Origin of the sequence: Janibacter sp. GS2 (assembly GCF_051200835.1) — a bacterium.
Classification (GTDB): Bacteria; Actinomycetota; Actinomycetes; order Actinomycetales; family Dermatophilaceae; genus Janibacter.
On record NZ_CP195161.1, the window covers coordinates 1,327,648 to 1,343,878 of the forward strand.

Genomic DNA, 16,231 nt, shown 5'->3' on the forward strand with positions numbered 1-16,231 from the left:
CCGGCTCAGCGCTTGACGGCGGCGAGGAGTCCGTCGCCGACCGGCAGCAGGCTCGCGATGAGCCGCTCGTCGTCCCGCAGCTCCTTGCCCAGGTCGCGCAGCAGCCGCGTCGTCTCGTCCCGCACCGCGGGGTCGGCCACCTTGTCGTGCCACAGCATGTTGTCCATCGCGAGGACCCCACCCGGACGCAGCAGCCGGATGGCGTGCTCGACGTAGTCCGGGTAACCCTCCTTGTCGGCGTCGATGTGCACGAGGTCGTAGGAGGCGTCGTTCATCCGCGGCAGCACGTCGAGGGCATGGCCGGTGATGACCCGGGTGCGCTGGGCCGCCACCCCCGCCGCCGCGAAGGACCGCTTGGCCTGGACCGCGTGCTCCGGCGCCAGCTCGATCGTCGTGAGCACACCGTCCTCGGGCATCCCGTCGAGCAGCCACAGGCCGGATGTGCCGGCTCCCGTCCCGATCTCGACGACGTGGCGGGCACCGGCGGCTGCCGCGAGGAGACGAAGGGCGGCGCCGCCTCCCGTGCCGATCGGCGGCGCGCCGAGCGAGGAGCCCTCGTGACGGGCGGACTCGAGGGCCTCGCCCTCGGGGACGAACTGCTCGGCGTAGGCGTGGCTGTTGAGCTGGGCGGCGGTCATGGGAGTCCACCTTAGTGGTCGGTTCGCCTGCGTATCCCAGCGTTCTGTCAGGTTCGACCGCGACCATGGTCGGCGTGAGCAACGACGTCGAGAGCACCGACACCGCGGACGAGTGGATCCGGCCCACCTGGGCGGAGATCGTCGACCAGCACAGCGCGCGGGTCTACCGGCTCGCCTACCGGCTGACCGGCGACGTCCACGACGCCGAGGACCTGACCCACGACGTCTTCATCCGGGTCTTCCGCTCCCTCGACGGGTACACCCCCGGCACCTTCGAGGGTTGGCTGCACCGCATCACGACGAACCTCTTCCTCGACCGCGCCCGCCGCAAGCAGCGGCTGCGCTTCGACTCGCTCACCGACGACTTCGCCGCCCTGCTCCACAGCGGGACGGCCACCCCCGAGCAGATCGTGCTCCGGCACCACCTCGACTCCGACGTGCAGCGGGCGCTCGATGCGCTCGCGCCCCAGTTCCGTGCAGCCGTGGTCCTCTGCGACATCGAGGGGCTGACCTACGAGGAGGTCGCCGAGGCCCTCGACATCAAGCTCGGCACGGTGCGCTCCCGCATCCACCGTGGCCGGGCGATGCTCCGGGACAGCCTCAGCCACCGGGCGCCGGCCGCGACGCAGCACCCGCGCACGGAGAGCCGTCGTCGTGGGGGCTCCGGCTTCCCGCTCGCGCGCCCGGTGAGCGGGACCCTGTGACCGACAAGGCACACTGGAAGGCATGAGCTCTCCGCACCCGGGTGACGGGCCGACGCCTCCGCCGGACTCCACCCAGCCGCTGCCGCCGAGCCCGTACGTCCCCTACGACGCCGTCGGGTCACCCCAGCACGACCCGTCGTGGTCGCAGCAGGCGCCCCACCCCGAGCAGGCGCCGCAGTACCCCACCCACCCGCAGGGCAGCGCCTACGCGATGCCGAGCACGCCCCCTTCGTCCCGACGCCGGGGTCCCGGCTGGGCCGGTGCCGGCGCGATGACCCTGGCGGCGGCCCTCATCGCCGGCGCGGTCGGCGGAATCGGTGGCGGACTCGTCGCCGGTGGCGGGGACGAGGGCGAGGGCCCCTCGATCGTCCAGCGGGACGGCAGCCCGGCCGAGCGTCCGGACGGCTCGACCGCCGCGATCGCGGCGAAGGCGGTGCCCAGCGTGGTGACGATCCGGGTCAGTGGCGGGGGAGGCTCCGGCACGGGATCCGGTTGGGTCTACGACGACAAGGGACACATCGTCACCAACAACCACGTCGTCGAGGCGGCCGGCGAGGACGGCAAGGTGCGCATCGAGCTCACCGACGGATCCCGCCGCGACGCCAAGATCGTCGGGCGCGACTCCGCCTACGACCTCGCCGTGCTCGAGGTCGATCCCCAGGGACTCGACAACATGCCCATCGGCTCCTCCGACGATGTCGTCGTCGGCGATGACGTCGTCGCCGTCGGCTCCCCGCTCGGGCTCGGCTCCTCGGTGACCTCGGGGATCGTCTCGGCGCTCGAGCGCCCCGTGAGCGCCGGAGAGGCCGGCGACGAGTCGTTCATCTCGGCCATCCAGACCGATGCGGCGATCAACCCCGGCAACTCCGGTGGGCCGCTGCTCAACGGCGACGGCGACGTCGTCGGGGTCAACACGGCCATCGCGCAGGTCCCCGGCCAGCAGCAGACGAGTGGCTCGATCGGCGTCGGTTTCGCCATCCCCTCGGACGTCGTCGTGCGCACCGTCGACCAGCTGATCACCTCCGGCACGGCCGAGCACCCGATCATCGGGGTCTCCCTCGACCGTCGCTGGCAGGGCCAGGGCGCGAAGGTCCTCGACGAGGACGAGGTCCAGGGCGGTGACGCGGTCATCCCCGACGGACCGGCCGACAACGCCGGGATCGAGCCCGGCGACGTCATCACCGAGATGGACGGTCGTCGGGTCACCGACCTCGACCAGCTCATCGTGCGCATCCGCGCGCAGGCCGTGGGGGATAAGGTCACCCTGACGGTCCAGCGGGGCCAGCAGGAGAAGGAACTCACGATGACGCTCGAGGCAGCTGAGGAGAACTAAGACGATGCCCGTGAACGGCTGGGAGTTCATCCTCCTCATCGTCTTGGCCTTCATCATCCTCGGCCCGGCCCGGATGCCCGAGTACGCGGCCAAGCTCGCCCGGCTCGTCGTGCGCCTGCGTCGCATGGCCAACGACGCGAAGGTCCAGCTCAAGGACCAGATGGGCCCCGAGTACGAGGACCTCGACTGGCGCCAGTACGACCCGCGTCAGTACGACCCGCGCCGGATCGTCAAGCAGGCCCTCATGGAGCCGCTCGAGGACGCCTTCAGCCTCGACGACCCGCCCTCGTCCACCGCCGACGGCGCGGCACCGTCCGAGGACGAGGCTCCGCTGGCCCCGACGGGCGCCGGCGGTACGCCCTGGGACGACGAGGCGACCTGACACCCCGGCACGACCCGGGGCCACCCCCCTTCGTCCGTGCGAAGGGGGGTGGCCCCGGGGTCGAGCGACGGGTCGCTCCGTGCGCTAGCTGCCCATGGGGGTGAGCCCGAGGCTGCGACCGGCGAGGCCGCGCGAGCGGGTCGAGATGCCCCGCGCGATGCCGCGCAGCGCCACGGCTGCGGGGCCGTCGGGGTTGGAGCTGACGACCGGGTCGCCGTGGTCGGAGCCCTCGCGCAGCGAGACGTCGATCGGGATCTGCCCGAGCAGGGGCACGTCGGCGCCGACGGTACGAGTGAGCGAGTCGGCGACCGCCTGGCCGCCACCGGAGCCGAAGAGCTCCTGCCGGCTGCCGTCGGGCAGCTCGAGCCACGACATGTTCTCGATGACACCGACGAGGCGCTGGTGGGTCTGCATGGCGATCGCGCCGGCCCGCTCGGCGACCTCGGCGGCCGCCTGCTGCGGGGTGGTCACGACGAGGATCTCGCTGTTGGGGATGAGCTGGGCGATGGAGATCGCGATGTCGCCGGTGCCGGGCGGCAGGTCGAGCAGCAGGACGTCGAGGTCGCCCCAGAAGACGTCGCCGAGGAACTGCTGCAACGCGCGGTGCAGCATCGGGCCGCGCCAGACGACCGGCTGGTTGCCGGGGACGAACATCCCGATGGAGATGACCTTCACGCCCGAGGCGATCGGCGGCAGGATCATGTCGTCGACCTGCGTCGGCGGGTGGGTCACACCGAGCATCCGGGGGATGGAGAAGCCGTAGATGTCGGCGTCGACGACGCCGACCTTCAGACCCTCCTCGACGAGGCTCGCGGCGAGGTTGGCGGTGATCGAGGACTTGCCGACCCCGCCCTTGCCGGAGGCGATCGCGTAGACACGGGTCAGGCTGCCGGGCTGGGCGAAGGGGATCTCCTTCTCCGCCTGGCCACCGCGCAGGTGGTTCTTCAGCTCGGTGCGCTGCTCGTCGTTCATCACCCCGAGCGTGACCGAGACGTCCGTGACGCCCTCGACGCCGCGCAGCGCCTTGTCGGTGTCCTTCGTCAGGGTGTCCTTCATCGGACAGCCGGAGATGGTCAGCAGGATGGTGACGGTCGCGAGCCCGTCGGCGTCGACGGCGGCCGTCTCGACCATGCCGAGCTCCGTGATGGGGCGGCGGATCTCAGGGTCGATGACCGTCTCGAGCGCCGCGCGCAGCTGCTCGTCGGTGATCGTGGGGTGGGAGGCCATTCCTCCATGGTAGGTCGGCTGCCGACGCCACCGAAACGCGGATCAGCTCACCAGGTCGGACCGGGCTCGCCCTTCGCCCGCTCGTCCTCCTCGCGGCGGCGGACCTCGAGCCCCTTGGTCTCCATCTCCTCGAGCAGGTCGCGCAGCTCGCTGCGGATGAAGTCGCGGGTGGCGGCGTCACGCAGGGCGATCCGCAGGGCCGCGACCTCACGGGTGAGGTACTCGGTGTCGGCGAGCGCCCGCTCCGCCTGGACCCGGTCCTGCTCCAGGGCGACCCGGTCGCGGTCGTCCTGGCGGTTCTGCGCGAGGAGGATCAGCGGGGCTGCGTAGGACGCCTGCAGCGAGAGGATGAGCGTGAGCAGCGTGTAGTTCAGCGCCCGCGGGTCGAACTGCGCCCCCGAGGGGGCGAAGGTGTTCCACACCAGCCACACGACGACGAAGATCGACATCCAGATGAGGAAGCGCGGGGTGCCCATGAACCGGGCGAACTTCTCCGAGACGACCCCGAAGGCCTCGTTGGACATCCCCGAGGGGCGCCGGATCAGGTGACGGCGCACCTCCTGGGGGGTGTCGACGCGGGTCGTGGGGGTCGCGCGGCGGTCGCGGTCACTCATCGGTCACTTCGTGGCGGTCCTCGCGCCAGTCCTCCGGGAGGATGTGGTCGAGCACGTCGTCGACCGTGACCGCACCGAGCAGGTGCTCCTGCTCGTCGACCACCGGCGCGGCGATGAGGTTGTAGGTGGCCAGGGTGCGGGTGACGCGGCCGAGCGGCTCCTCGGGACGAAGGGGGTCGATCGCCTTGTCGAGGTAGCGACCGATGCTCTCGTGGGGTGGCTCGCGCAGCAGTCGTTGCAGGTGGATCATCCCGAGGTACTTGCCGGTCGGCGTCTCCAACGGTGGGCGGCAGACGAAGACGGTCGTCGCCAGACCCGCGGTGATCTCCTCGCGGCGCACGACCGCGAGGGCCTCCGCGACGCTGTCCTCGGGGGCGAGGATCACCGGCTCGGTCGTCATGAGGCCACCGGCGGTGTTCTCGTCGTAGCTGAGCAGTCGCCGCAGCGGCTCGGCGTCGTCGGGCTGCATCAGCTGCAGGAGGGTCTCCGCGCGCTCCGGGGGGAGTGCGGCGAGCAGGTCGGCCGCGTCGTCGGGGTCCATCGCCTCGAGGACGTCCGCAGCGCGACCCTGGGTCAGGGTCGCGAGGATCGCGGCGCGGTCGATGTCACCGAGCTCCTGGAGGATGTCGGCGAGCCGGTCGTCGTCGAGGGCCGCGACGACGGCCTCGCGTCGCTCGGGGGCGAGGTCGGCGACGACCTCGGCGAGGTCGGCGACCTTGAGGTCCTCGACGGACTCGAGGAGCTTGACGGCGGAGTGCTCCGCGGCGCTGGCCCGCTCCGACAGGCCGGTGACGTCCTCGATGGGCACGGTGAAGGTCTCGCCGCGCCGCCGCACGAGCAGGCCCCTGCGGGACTTGCGGCCACCGCGGACGAAGACCTTGGTCACCGACCAGTTGCGGTTGGCGGCCTGCTCGACACCGATGTCCTCGACCGTCGCCTCGATCGGGCCGTCGTCGGTGCGCACGGTGACCGGACGCTCGAGCAGCTCGGCGAGGACGAGGGTCTCGGTGGCGCGCTTTTCGAAGCGGCGCATGTTGACCAGACCGGTGGTGATGACCTGGCCCCCCTCGACGGAGGTCACCCGGGTCATCGGGACGAAGACCCGACGCCGGCCGGGGACCTCGACGACGATCCCGATGACCCGAGGTCGCCGGGAGGCGGAGAAGGTGACGACGACATCGCGCACCCGGCCGACCTGGTCCCCGAGGGGGTCGAAGACGTTGAGGCTCGCCAGGCGCGCGACGAAGAACCGGGAGGGAGCACTCACGTGGCCAGCCTAACCACGACCGGTCCGTGCGGCGGACGCGCTCGTCCCGGGGCCGGGAGCGGGTCAGGTCGTGCGGCGGGACCGGCCGCCGAGGTGCCACGGGCGACGGGGCCGCGTGCCCCCTTCGCCCGTGGTGGTGCGGGTGGCGACGCGGGCGGTGGCCTCGGGCCCGGGGTGCCCGGGCGACTGGGCCGGGGCGCCGAAGGGGGCGAGCGCCCAGAGCCTGGACTCCTCCCGCCACCTGTCGACGAGGCCGGCGGGGGCGTTGAGGCGCTCGCCGAGCAGGGCGTGGGCGGCCGGCTCCCAGGCCGGGCTGGCCGGCGTGAGGCCCTCGGCGCGGGCACGCAGGGTGAGCAGGCGGCCGCCGGTGACCTTGCTGCGCAGGAGGATCTCCACCTGCTCGGGCAGGTCACCGAGGTCGGGCTCGGGTCCGCCGGAGACGAGCAGGACCTGTCCGGCGAGCCGGTCCTCGCCGGTCGCGAACCACGTGGCCCGGTCGCGCCCACCCGTGCGCAACCACAGCACGTCGGACTTGTTCAGGGCCTCCGTCGTCAGCGCGGAGAGGTTGACCTCGGTCATGACCTCACCCTAGGGCCGCCCGTGATCTGCGTCATGACTCGTGTCCCGGCCTCGCTGCTAGGTTGCGAGGCGATCGCCCCCGTCGCCGTCTCCCGAGAGGACCCGAGCCACCACATGCGCAGCGCCAAGGACTTTTTCGCCCCCCTCGCGGTGGGTGCCCCCACCCCCGTCCGTGAGGTGCCGGCCCGCCCCAGCCGGATGATCCACTTCTTCGACCCGAGCAACGAGAAGATGGCCGCGAAGGTCCCTGACATGGTGGGCGTCTCCGACGTGCTCCTCGGCAACCTCGAGGACGCCGTCAAGGCCGACCAGAAGGAGGCCGCCCGCGAGGGCCTGGTGACGATCGCCAGGGCCACCGACTTCGGCGAGCACACCCAGCTGTGGACGCGGGTCAACGCCCTCGACAGCCCCTGGGTCCTCGACGACCTCACGCGGCTGGTCACCGAGATCGGCGACACGCTCGACGTCATCATGGTCCCGAAGGTCCAGGGCCCCGAGGACATCCACTACGTCGACCGGATCCTCGCCCAGCTCGAGGCGAAGGGGGGCGTGCAGCGCCCGATCCTCGTCCACGCGATCCTCGAGACCGCCCGTGGCGTGGCCAATGTCGAGGAGATCGCCGGCGCCAGCCCGCGCATGCAGGGCATCTCGCTCGGCCCGGCCGACCTCGCCGCCGACCGCCGGATGAAGACCACCCGCGTCGGGGGTGGGCACCCGGGCTACCTCGTGCGCCAGGACCCGACCAAGGGTCCGGACGGGAGCCCCGACTACCAGGGGCAGCGCACGGTCTTCCAGCAGGACCTGTGGCACTACACGATCGCCCGGATGGTTGACGCCTGCGCGATGCACGGGATCTTCCCCTTCTACGGACCCTTCGGTGACATCAAGGACACCGTCGCCTGCGAGGACCAGTTCCGCAACGCCTTCCTCCTCGGCTGCGTCGGCGCGTGGAGCCTGCACCCGGTGCAGATCGAGATCGCCAAGCGGGTCTTCAGCCCCTCCGCGGAGGACGTCGCGCACGCCCGCCGGGTCAAGGACGCCATGGGCGACGGCTCCGGCGCGGTGATGATCGACGGGAAGATGGAGGACGACGCGAGCTACAAGCAGTGCATGGTCATCCTCGAGCTCGCCGAGCGACTCTCCGCCAACGACCCCGAGCTGGCCACGCTCTACGCGCAGCCCGAGCAGGAGGCCTGAACCCATGAGCGAGACCTACCGGCCACGACGGTCCGTGCTGTACATGCCCAGCTCCAATGCCCGCGCGCTGGACAAGGCGAAGACCCTGCCCGTCGACGCCCTGATCCTCGACCTCGAGGACGCGGTGGGCCCGGATGACAAGCCCGCCGCCCGCGAAGCCGCTTGTGCCGCGGTGCAGTCCGGCGAGTACGGAGACCGGGAGCTGACGATCCGCGTCAACGGCATCGGGACCCGGTGGCACGACGACGACCTGGCCGCCGCGTCGCAGGCCGGCCCCGCCGGCATCGTCGTGCCCAAGGTCAACACCGCCGACGAGGTGCGTGCGCTCGTCGCGGCGATGGAGTCCGCGGGCGCCCCGGAGCACACCACGCTCTGGGCGATGATCGAGACGCCCGCCGCGATCTTCAACGTCCGCGAGATCGCCCGGGCCTCCGACCGGCTCGCCGTCCTCGTCATGGGCACCAACGACCTCGTCAAGGAGCTCCAGGCCGACCACGTGCCGGGCAGGGCCCCCCTTCTCACCTCGTTGTCGTGGGCGCTGCTCGGGGCGCGCGAGTCCGGCATCGCGGTCCTCGACGGCGTGTACAACGCGGTCAAGGACCTCGAGGGCTTCACCCGCGAGTGCGAGCAGGGTCGCGACATGGGTTTCGACGGCAAGACCCTGATCCACCCCGGTCAGGTGGAGGTGTGCAACTCGACCTTCGCCCCGAGCGAGGAGGCGGTCGAGGAGGCGAAGGGGATCCTCGCGGCCTGGGAGGACGGCGCCGGGACGGGCGTCGTGACCTTCAACGGCAAGATGATCGAGAACCTCCACGTGGACATCGCCCGTCGCGTGCTCTCGACGCACGAGGCGATCCTCGCCAGGTCCTGACCGTCACGGATCGATCACATCCGGCGCGGGCCGGGGTGGCGCCTGTGGATATCCATGGTGCATCGCCCCGGCCCGCGCTATGTTTTTTCTCAACCCCACGCACCTGCGGGCACCGCCCGGACGGCTGCGGGGGCACGAAGAACACATCCAGGGGGGAACCATCATGGACGCCATCTCGCTCGATCGTCGGGACATGTTCCGTGCCGCTGCCGCGACCGCCCTCGCCGGTGGCCTCGTCGTCACGGCCGGTGAGGACGCGCGGGCGGCCCGGCCGGACCGGCTGCGCCAGGGGGACAGGGGGTGGTGGGTGCAGAACGTCCAACGGCGCCTGCTCGGGGCCCACTACTGGGTGCGCTCGCCCAACGGCACCTACGACGACACCACCCAGCAGGCGGTCATGGCCCTGCAGAAGGTGCACGGGCTGGGCCGCGACGGGATCGTCGGCCCCAACACGTGGGCGGCGATCTACAACCCGAGGACCCCGCGGCCGCGCACGACGTCGGCCTTCGAGATCGACAAGCGCCGCCAGTTGCAGATCGTCGCCCGGTGGGGGTGGGCGCAGTGGGTGTTCAACACGAGCACGGGCAACGGCAACCGGTACTGGTCGAGCACCTCGGGCCGCTACCTGTATGCGACGACCCCGTCGGGGACCTACCGGTTCTCCTGGGTGGTCAACGGCATGCGCAATGCCCCGCTCGGTCAGCTGTGGCGTCCGCGGTTCTTCAACGGCGGCATCGCCATCCACGGCTCACCCTCGATCCCGGGCTACCCGGCCTCGCACGGCTGCGCGCGCCTGAGCGACCGGGCGATCAACTACATCTGGTGGAAGAACCTCGCGCCGATCGGTCGCACCGTCAAGGTGTACTGACCCACCCCCTTCGTCACCGGCCGGCGTGGCCGAGGACACCTGTGGACGCCATGGCGACGCCGGGTGCGGACTGGGATACTGGGGCCGATCCCTGCTCCCGACGCAACGAGGTTTCACGCGCATGTCACGACTGCAGACGACCGATGGACTGACCGAGGAGCAGCAGGACCTGCTCAAGCTGGTCAAGGAGTTCGTCGACGAGCAGATCATCCCGGTGGCCCAGGAGCTGGAGCACGCCGACGAGTACCCGCAAAAGATCGTCGACCAGATGAAGGACATGGGGATCTTCGGCCTGATGATCCCCGAGGAGTTCGGCGGTCTCGGCGAGTCGCTGCTGACCTACGCGCTGTGCGTCGAGGAGATCGCCCGCGGCTGGATGCCCGTCTCCGGGATCATCAACACCCACTTCATCGTGGCCTGGATGATCCTCAAGCACGGGACCGATGAGCAGCGGCAGCGCTACCTGCCCAAGATGGCCACCGGCGAGATCCGGGGCGCCTTCTCGATGAGTGAGCCGGCCCTCGGCTCGGACGTCGCCGGGATCAAGACCAAGGCCGTGCGTGAGGACGGCGGCGACGGTGAGAGCTGGACCATCAACGGCCAGAAGATGTGGCTGACCAATGGTGGCTCCGCCAACCTCGTCGCCGTGCTCTGCCGGACCGACCTCGGGGCCGACACCCCGCACAAGAACATGTCGACCTTCCTCATCGACAAGACCGAGGGCTTCGGCGAGACCGCCCAGGGCGTCACCATCCCCGGCAAGATCGAGAAGATGGGCTACAAGGGCGTCGACACCACGGAGATGATCTTCCAGGATCACCGGACCACGACCGCCCAGCTCCTCGGTGGCGAGCCCGGCAAGGGCTTCTACCAGATGATGGACGGCGTCGAGGTCGGCCGCGTCAACGTCGCCTCGCGCGCGTGCGGCCTGATGATGCGCGCCTTCGAGCTCGGGATCGACTACGCCCAGCAGCGCGAGACCTTCGGCAAGAAGATCGTCGAGCACCAGGGCATCCTCTTCCGCATCGCCGACATGGCGGCCAAGGTCGAGGCCGGTCACCAGCTGATGGTCAAGGCCGCCCGGCTGAAGGACAAGGGCGAGCGCAACGACCTCGAGGCGGGCATGGCGAAGTACATGGCCGCCGAGTACTGCGCCGACGTCGTCGAGCAGTCCTTCCGCATCCACGGTGGCTTCGGGTACACCAAGGAGTACGAGATCGAGCGCCTCTACCGCGAGGCCCCGATGCTGCTCATCGGTGAGGGCACGGCCGAGATCCAGAAGATGATCATCGGCAAGAGCATCCTCAAGGACTACCCGACCAAGGGTTGACGTCCCGGCCCACAGCCACGCACAGCGGGTGGCTCAGGCGGTGGGCCAGCCGGCACCCAGGCCGCCGGGGATGACGTCGCCCGGGTCGTACGGGCGCCGCGTGAGGACGAAGGTCGCGATGTCGAGGTGGTGCGGTGTGCCGTCGGCGCCACGGACCACGGTGAGCGCCTCGCCCCGGAAGTAGCCGTGCAGCCCGACCCAGGTGTCCTCACCCGTCGGGCGGAAGTCACTCTCGGAGAGCATCCCCGAGAGGCGGTCGAGCCGCAGCCAGCCGTCGGGGAGCACCCGCAGCACGCCCTCCGACGTGCCCCAGAACCACGCCCCGGTGAGCGAGAGCAGGTCGGCGGGGACGCTGTCCCGGGCCGTCCAGACCGGCGGCAGGTGGGGCTCGCAGTCCTCGAGGACGTCGAAGGGATCCTCGGCCCCGGTCACCGCGTCGGGGGTGGTGCAGTTGAGCATCATCACGACGCCGGTCGTCCGCTCGCGGTCGACGCGGACGCCGGCCTGGAAACCGGGCATGGACCCTCCGTGGCCGACCAGGGTCCGGCCGCCCTCACGACTGATCTCGAGGCCGAGCCCTCGCGCCCGGGTCCACGTCCCGTCGTCGACGAGCGCGGTCGGGCTGCACATCTCCTCGAGCGTGTCGGTGGACAGCACGTCCCCGGTGTCGCCCGCGATGAAGGACGCCCACCGCGCCAGGTCCGGCAGGCTCGACCACAGCTGACCGGCAGGGCCCATCGCCCGGGTGTCCTGGACCGCCTCGGGCAGGAGGACGTCGGCGTGGGGGTGGACGGCGTACCCGGTGGCGAAGGGAGTGACCGGCAGGGCCGTCGTGCGCCGCATCTGCAACGGCGCGAGGACCTCCTCGCTGACGACCTCGACCCAGCCACGGCCGGTGAGGCGCTCGACGAGCTGTCCGAGCACGGCGAAGCCGAGGTTGGAGTAGTGCACGTGGCGGCCGGCGCGGTCGAGCACGGCGCCGGTGCGCATCGCCTCGTGCAGGCCGTCGCGGTCCGGCCCGGGGGAGCGCTCCCACCACGGCCCCGGGGGCTCGGCCGAGAGGCCGGCGGTGTGGGTCAGCAGCTCCGCGATGGTCCGGTCCGCGAAGGGGGTGTCCGGCACGTGCTCGCCGATCGGGTCGCCCAGTCTCAGGCGCCCGGCATCGCGCAGCCGCATCACGGCGACGGCGACGACGGTCTTGGTGATCGAGCCGATGCGGTACTGCACGTCGAGTGGGTCGACACCGGCGGCGAAGGTGCCCCGCCCGCTGGACCACACGAGGTCCCCGTCGCGCGCCACCCCCATGACGAGGGAGGGGATCCGGCCGGAGGACTGGCGGACCGCCGCACTCCGGTCCAGTCGTCGGGTCGTCAGCGGCAGCAGCGCGGGACCGGTCATGGCTCGCCACCCTGCCAGAGCCCGAACACGGGGTGTGGGTGTGGCCGTGGCGCGCCCGGAAGAGTGGGACACTGGGTGCATGAGTACGCAGCCACACTTGGCGGCACGGATGGAGAACCGGCTCGGGCTGGAGTATCCGGTGTCGCTCAGCACCTATGACACCTATGCCGAGGCCCAGCGGGCGGTGGACTTCCTCGCGGACAAGGAGTTCCCGGTCGAGGACGTCATGATCGTCGGCACCGACCTCAAGCAGGTCGAGCGGGTCAGCGGGCGCCTGACCACGCGCAAGGTGCTCCTCGGCGGTCTGCTGTCGGGTATCTGGATCGGAGTCTTCGTCGGGGTGATCTTCGCGATGTTCGACGGCGGCGAGGGCCTCCTCCAGCGGATGGTCTCCACGGTCCTCATCGGTGCCGTCTTCGGTCTGGTCTGGGCGTGGCTCGGCTACCGGTCCACCGGCGGCGAGCGCGACTTCACCTCGGTCAGCCAGGTCGTCGCCTCCCGCTACGAGGTCCTCACCGAGCACCGGCACGCGCAGCGGGCCCGCGAGCTGCTCGACGAGCTCGACCCGATGCGTGCCGCCCAGGAAAAGCTGCGCCGGTCACAGGCCCAGGCCCGCGCCGAGCAGGAGCGCATGGACCGCGAGCAGGGCGGGCAGACCGCCACCTGACCGACGAAGGGGAGGGACCTCCCCTTCGCCACCGGCCGGGACGGAACCGGTGCCTGGTGGCCGGATCGGCCGCGGATGGCTAGCGTCGCTCCCGTGACCACCCAGCCTGCCCTGGCCGCCCTCGACGAGACCACCTTCGACTCCGTCCTCTGCGTCGTCGCCCACCCCGACGACATCGAGTACGGCATGGCCGCCGCCGTCGCCAGGTGGACCACCGCCGGCAAGCGCGTGAGCTACTACCTCCTGACCCGCGGCGAGGCAGGCATCGACACGATGGACCCCGTCGATGCCGCTCCCGCACGTGCCGACGAGGAGCGGGCCAGCGCGTCCGTCGTCGGTGTCGACTCGGTCGAGTTCGGTGAGCACCAGGACGGCGTCATCGAGTACGGCGTGGCGCTGCGCCGCGACATCGCCGCGGCCATCCGGCGGACCCGACCCGACCTCGTCATCACCCTCACCCACGCGGAGACCTTCGCCGCGGGCAACCTCAACCAGGCCGATCACCGGGCCGTCGGACTGGCCGCACTCGATGCGACGGCCGACGCGGGCAACCGGTGGATCTTCCCCGAGCTGGCCGACGACGGGCTCGAGCCGTGGAAGGCCAGCGCGGTTGCCGTCGCCGCCGGCCCGGCGCCCACGCACTACGTCGACGTCACCGGGCACCTCGACGACGCCGTCGAGTCGCTCGAGGAGCACCGGCTGTACAACGCCGCGCTGCCCGAGGACTTCCCCACGCCGGCGCAGCTGCTCGGCACCATCCTCGGGCAGGGTGGCGAGCGGGTCGATGACCCGGCGGTCGGCCACGCGCTGCTGCTCGAGGTCTACCCGCGCTAGGCCACCCTTCGCACCCCGGACATCGACATCGGGCCCGGATACATCCGGGCCCGATGTCCATGTCCCTGTCCATAGGCAGAGGGAGTGCTCAGCGGCGGGGGATGAGCACCGTGTAATCGAGGTCGAGGACGACCCGGGGCAGGTACTTCCCGTCCTCGTCGCGCAGGGGGAAGTCCGCGCACGGGGTGTCCTTGGTCGCCACGGTGCGCAGGCGCAGGGCCCCGACGTCGGTGCGTCCGGGCAGCTCGATCCGCTCGAGCACCTCGGACCAGGCGTAGATCGTGTCCCCGGCGAAGGTCGGGTTGGCGTGCGCGCCGGCATTGATCGCGGCGATCATCTGGCCGTTGGCCAGTCCGTTGAAGGACAGCGAACGCGCCAGGGAGATGATGTGACCGCCGTAGATGAGCCGGCGCCCGATCGTCGACTGCCCCTGCGCGTGCTGGTTGAAGTGGACCTTCGCGGTGTTCTGGTACAGCCGCGTCGCGAGCATGTGGTCGCTCTCCTCGATGGTCATGCCGTCGAGGTGGTCGATGCGCTCGCCGACCTCGTAGTCGTCCCAGAGGAAGGGGCTGCCGGCGAGGTCCACGTCGTAGTCACGGCCGGTCAGGTCGAAGGGGACGAGCAGGTCGTCGGCGGCGACGGCTCCCGGCAGGTCCGGGATGACCGTCTCGGGGGCCGGGGAGGCCGGGTCCTTCTTGTGCACCATGACCCAACGGACGTAGTCGACGACCATCTCGCCGCGCTGGTTGACCCCGACCGAGTTGACGTGGACGACCCCGGTCCTGCCGTTGGAGTTCTCCTTCAGGCCGATGACCGTCGAGGTCGTCGTCACCGTGTCGCCGACGTGCAGCGGGGCGCCGAAGCGGCCACCGGCATAGCCGAGGTTGGCCACGGCGTTGAGCGAGATGTCCGGGACGGACTTGCCGAAGACGAGGTGGAAGGCCAGCAGGCTGTCCACCGGCATCCGCTCGAAGCCCATCGACTCGGCGAAGGTCGAGGCGCTCGTCGCGGCGAAGCGCGAGCCGTACAACCCGGTGTAGAGCGCGATGTCGCCGTCGGTCACCGTGCGCGGCGTCGCGTGCCGGATCTCCTGGCCGATCGAGAAGTCCTCGAAGTAGTTGCCGGGGACGGTCTTGGTGGGCATGCGCGAGGCCTTTCGGTGGGAAGGGGGATCCTCGCCATCCTCCCCCTTCGCCCGGTGCGTGGTCCGGCCGCCCGGCTGTTGACTCGGCCACACCGGCCGGCAAACCCAGGGGTGGCCGGCCGGACTGGGCTTGGCCGGGTCGTGACGCGGGCAGATGGCGCCGTCCCGGCCGAGTCAGGGTTTGCCGGTCACCGCGGTGCCCCTGTGGATGACCCGGGCGAGCGAAGGGGGAGTTCCCGCGAGGATGCGGGGATGGACACACGCATCCGGGCACTGCTGACGGGCAGGGGCCAGATCTGCACGACCACGCAGCTGCGCGCGGTCGACGCCGACGAGGCCACGGTCGCGCGGCTGGTGCGCGAGGGGAGTCTGGTCCGACTGCGGCGCGGACTCTTCGCGGCCGGGCCGGTGTGGCAGGCAGCGACACCCGAGCGACGGCTGTCCCTGCGCACCCGTGCCGTGCTGCTCGACCGCCCCGGCGCGGTCGCATCGCACGCGAGCGCAGCGGTGATCCACGGGTTGCCGTTGTGGGGGGTGGCAACCTCCACCGTCGACCTCGTCTGCACGACTCCGCGTCGCCGAGTCCGCTCCGGCCTACGACTGCACCCCTGGCCGGCAGGCGTCTCGCCCACCTCGACCGATGGCGTACCCGTGGTGCCACTGCCCGTCGCGATCGCCCAGATGGCGGCCGAGTGCGGGTCGATACCGGCTCTCGTCTGCCTCGATCGCGCGCTCCACGAGGGCGCGGTGACGACCGGGGCGGTCGCCGAGGCGGGAGCGCTCCTGCTGGGGCCCAGGGGCCGCTTGCGGATCGAGTCCATGATCGAGCGGTCCGATCCGGGGTGCGAGTCGGTGGGGGAGACCCGCACCCGCGCGCTGCTCATCGACCTCGGACTGCCCGTGCGCACCCAGGTCACGATCCGCGACGGCGAGGGTTTCGTCGGCAGGGTCGACTTCCTCGTCGGCGAGCGGGTCGTCGTGGAGTTCGACGGGATGCTCAAGTACGGCGGCGCCGACGGACGGCGGGCCCTCCAGTCCGAGAAGGCGCGCGAGGACCGGTTGCGCGCAGCCGGATACGTCGTCGTGCGCCTCGTGTGGGCGGACCTCGACGATCCCGAGCGAGTGCTCGACCTCGTCCACCGGGCCAGCCGTCGGGCCGCGTGACCGGAAAACCCAGA

The 16,231-nt window shown here is 71.1% G+C and carries 17 protein-coding genes; 10 read left to right on the top strand and 7 right to left on the bottom strand.

Annotated elements, in window-relative coordinates:
* Positions 1 to 5: 5 nt before the first annotated feature.
* Positions 6 to 638 carry an O-methyltransferase gene (locus tag ACR9E9_RS06565; protein WP_435202879.1) on the bottom strand — a complete coding sequence of 211 codons (633 nt, stop codon included), beginning with the start codon at positions 636 to 638 and terminating at the stop codon, positions 6 to 8.
* 65 nt (positions 639 to 703) lie between these two features.
* Here ACR9E9_RS06565 and sigE point away from each other — a divergent pair, with 65 nt between their 5' ends.
* From sigE to ACR9E9_RS06580, 3 genes are read left to right on the top strand one after another with little or no spacing between them, the layout of a single operon-like run.
* Positions 704 to 1,342 carry an RNA polymerase sigma factor SigE gene (sigE, locus tag ACR9E9_RS06570; protein ID WP_435202881.1) on the top strand — a complete coding sequence of 213 codons (639 nt, stop codon included), beginning with the start codon at positions 704 to 706 and terminating at the stop codon, positions 1,340 to 1,342.
* Between the two features lie 22 nt (positions 1,343 to 1,364).
* On the top strand, positions 1,365 to 2,675 hold the full coding sequence (locus ACR9E9_RS06575; protein ID WP_435202883.1) for a trypsin-like peptidase domain-containing protein: 1,311 nt from the start codon (positions 1,365 to 1,367) through the stop codon (positions 2,673 to 2,675).
* Positions 2,676 to 2,679: 4 nt separating this feature from the next.
* Entirely contained in the window at positions 2,680 to 3,057 is a 378-nt protein-coding gene (locus ACR9E9_RS06580) for a preprotein translocase subunit TatA (protein ID WP_435202885.1), read from the top strand.
* A gap of 84 nt (positions 3,058 to 3,141) precedes the next feature.
* Here ACR9E9_RS06580 and ACR9E9_RS06585 read toward each other — a convergent pair whose 3' ends face one another.
* The 4 genes from ACR9E9_RS06585 to ACR9E9_RS06600 all read right to left on the bottom strand — a co-directional run bounded on the left by ACR9E9_RS06585 (position 3,142) and on the right by ACR9E9_RS06600 (position 6,744).
* Positions 3,142 to 4,284: an Mrp/NBP35 family ATP-binding protein gene (locus tag ACR9E9_RS06585; protein ID WP_435202887.1), complete on the bottom strand. Its 1,143-nt coding sequence runs from the start codon at positions 4,282 to 4,284 to the stop codon at positions 3,142 to 3,144.
* Between the two features lie 47 nt (positions 4,285 to 4,331).
* Positions 4,332 to 4,898, bottom strand: a complete 567-nt coding sequence (locus ACR9E9_RS06590; RefSeq protein WP_435202889.1) for a DUF1003 domain-containing protein — start codon at positions 4,896 to 4,898, stop codon at positions 4,332 to 4,334.
* Positions 4,891 to 6,165 (bottom strand): magnesium transporter MgtE N-terminal domain-containing protein, encoded by a 1,275-nt coding sequence (locus ACR9E9_RS06595; RefSeq protein ID WP_435202891.1) that lies wholly within the window; start codon positions 6,163 to 6,165, stop codon positions 4,891 to 4,893. Before ACR9E9_RS06595 ends, ACR9E9_RS06590 begins: the two co-directional genes overlap by 8 nt.
* Positions 6,166 to 6,228: 63 nt before the next feature.
* A complete protein-coding gene (locus ACR9E9_RS06600) occupies positions 6,229 to 6,744 on the bottom strand; it encodes a hypothetical protein (RefSeq protein WP_435202893.1) in 516 nt (171 codons plus the stop codon).
* Positions 6,745 to 6,858: 114 nt separating this feature from the next.
* Here ACR9E9_RS06600 and ACR9E9_RS06605 point away from each other — a divergent pair, with 114 nt between their 5' ends.
* From ACR9E9_RS06605 to ACR9E9_RS06620, 4 genes are all read left to right on the top strand, one after another.
* Complete coding sequence (locus ACR9E9_RS06605) at positions 6,859 to 7,941, top strand: HpcH/HpaI aldolase/citrate lyase family protein (RefSeq protein ID WP_435202895.1); 1,083 nt, start codon at positions 6,859 to 6,861, stop codon at positions 7,939 to 7,941.
* A gap of 4 nt (positions 7,942 to 7,945) precedes the next feature.
* On the top strand, positions 7,946 to 8,812 hold the full coding sequence (locus ACR9E9_RS06610) for an HpcH/HpaI aldolase/citrate lyase family protein (RefSeq protein WP_435202897.1): 867 nt from the start codon (positions 7,946 to 7,948) through the stop codon (positions 8,810 to 8,812).
* Between the two features lie 163 nt (positions 8,813 to 8,975).
* Positions 8,976 to 9,680 carry a peptidoglycan-binding protein gene (locus ACR9E9_RS06615; protein ID WP_435202899.1) on the top strand — a complete coding sequence of 235 codons (705 nt, stop codon included), beginning with the start codon at positions 8,976 to 8,978 and terminating at the stop codon, positions 9,678 to 9,680.
* A 121-nt stretch (positions 9,681 to 9,801) separates the two neighbouring features.
* On the top strand, positions 9,802 to 11,010 hold the full coding sequence (locus tag ACR9E9_RS06620; protein WP_435202901.1) for an acyl-CoA dehydrogenase family protein: 1,209 nt from the start codon (positions 9,802 to 9,804) through the stop codon (positions 11,008 to 11,010).
* A 33-nt stretch (positions 11,011 to 11,043) separates the two neighbouring features.
* On the opposite strand, the gene ACR9E9_RS06625 is transcribed toward ACR9E9_RS06620, so the two are convergent.
* The gene (locus ACR9E9_RS06625; RefSeq protein ID WP_435202903.1) at positions 11,044 to 12,408 is read right to left on the bottom strand and encodes a serine hydrolase domain-containing protein; all 1,365 of its coding nucleotides are present in this window, start codon (positions 12,406 to 12,408) and stop codon (positions 11,044 to 11,046) included.
* A 79-nt stretch (positions 12,409 to 12,487) separates the two neighbouring features.
* Between ACR9E9_RS06625 and ACR9E9_RS06630 the strand changes: the two genes are divergently transcribed.
* The gene (locus ACR9E9_RS06630; RefSeq protein WP_435202905.1) at positions 12,488 to 13,075 is read left to right on the top strand and encodes a general stress protein; all 588 of its coding nucleotides are present in this window, start codon (positions 12,488 to 12,490) and stop codon (positions 13,073 to 13,075) included.
* A gap of 93 nt (positions 13,076 to 13,168) precedes the next feature.
* On the top strand, positions 13,169 to 13,909 hold the full coding sequence (locus ACR9E9_RS06635; RefSeq protein WP_435202907.1) for a PIG-L deacetylase family protein: 741 nt from the start codon (positions 13,169 to 13,171) through the stop codon (positions 13,907 to 13,909).
* 88 nt (positions 13,910 to 13,997) lie between these two features.
* Here ACR9E9_RS06635 and ACR9E9_RS06640 read toward each other — a convergent pair whose 3' ends face one another.
* Positions 13,998 to 15,053, bottom strand: coding sequence for a MaoC family dehydratase (locus ACR9E9_RS06640; RefSeq protein ID WP_435202909.1), 1,056 nt, complete (start codon positions 15,051 to 15,053; stop codon positions 13,998 to 14,000).
* 252 nt (positions 15,054 to 15,305) lie between these two features.
* Between ACR9E9_RS06640 and ACR9E9_RS06645 the strand changes: the two genes are divergently transcribed.
* Complete coding sequence (locus ACR9E9_RS06645) at positions 15,306 to 16,217, top strand: hypothetical protein (protein WP_435202911.1); 912 nt, start codon at positions 15,306 to 15,308, stop codon at positions 16,215 to 16,217.
* Positions 16,218 to 16,231: the final 14 nt, after the last annotated feature.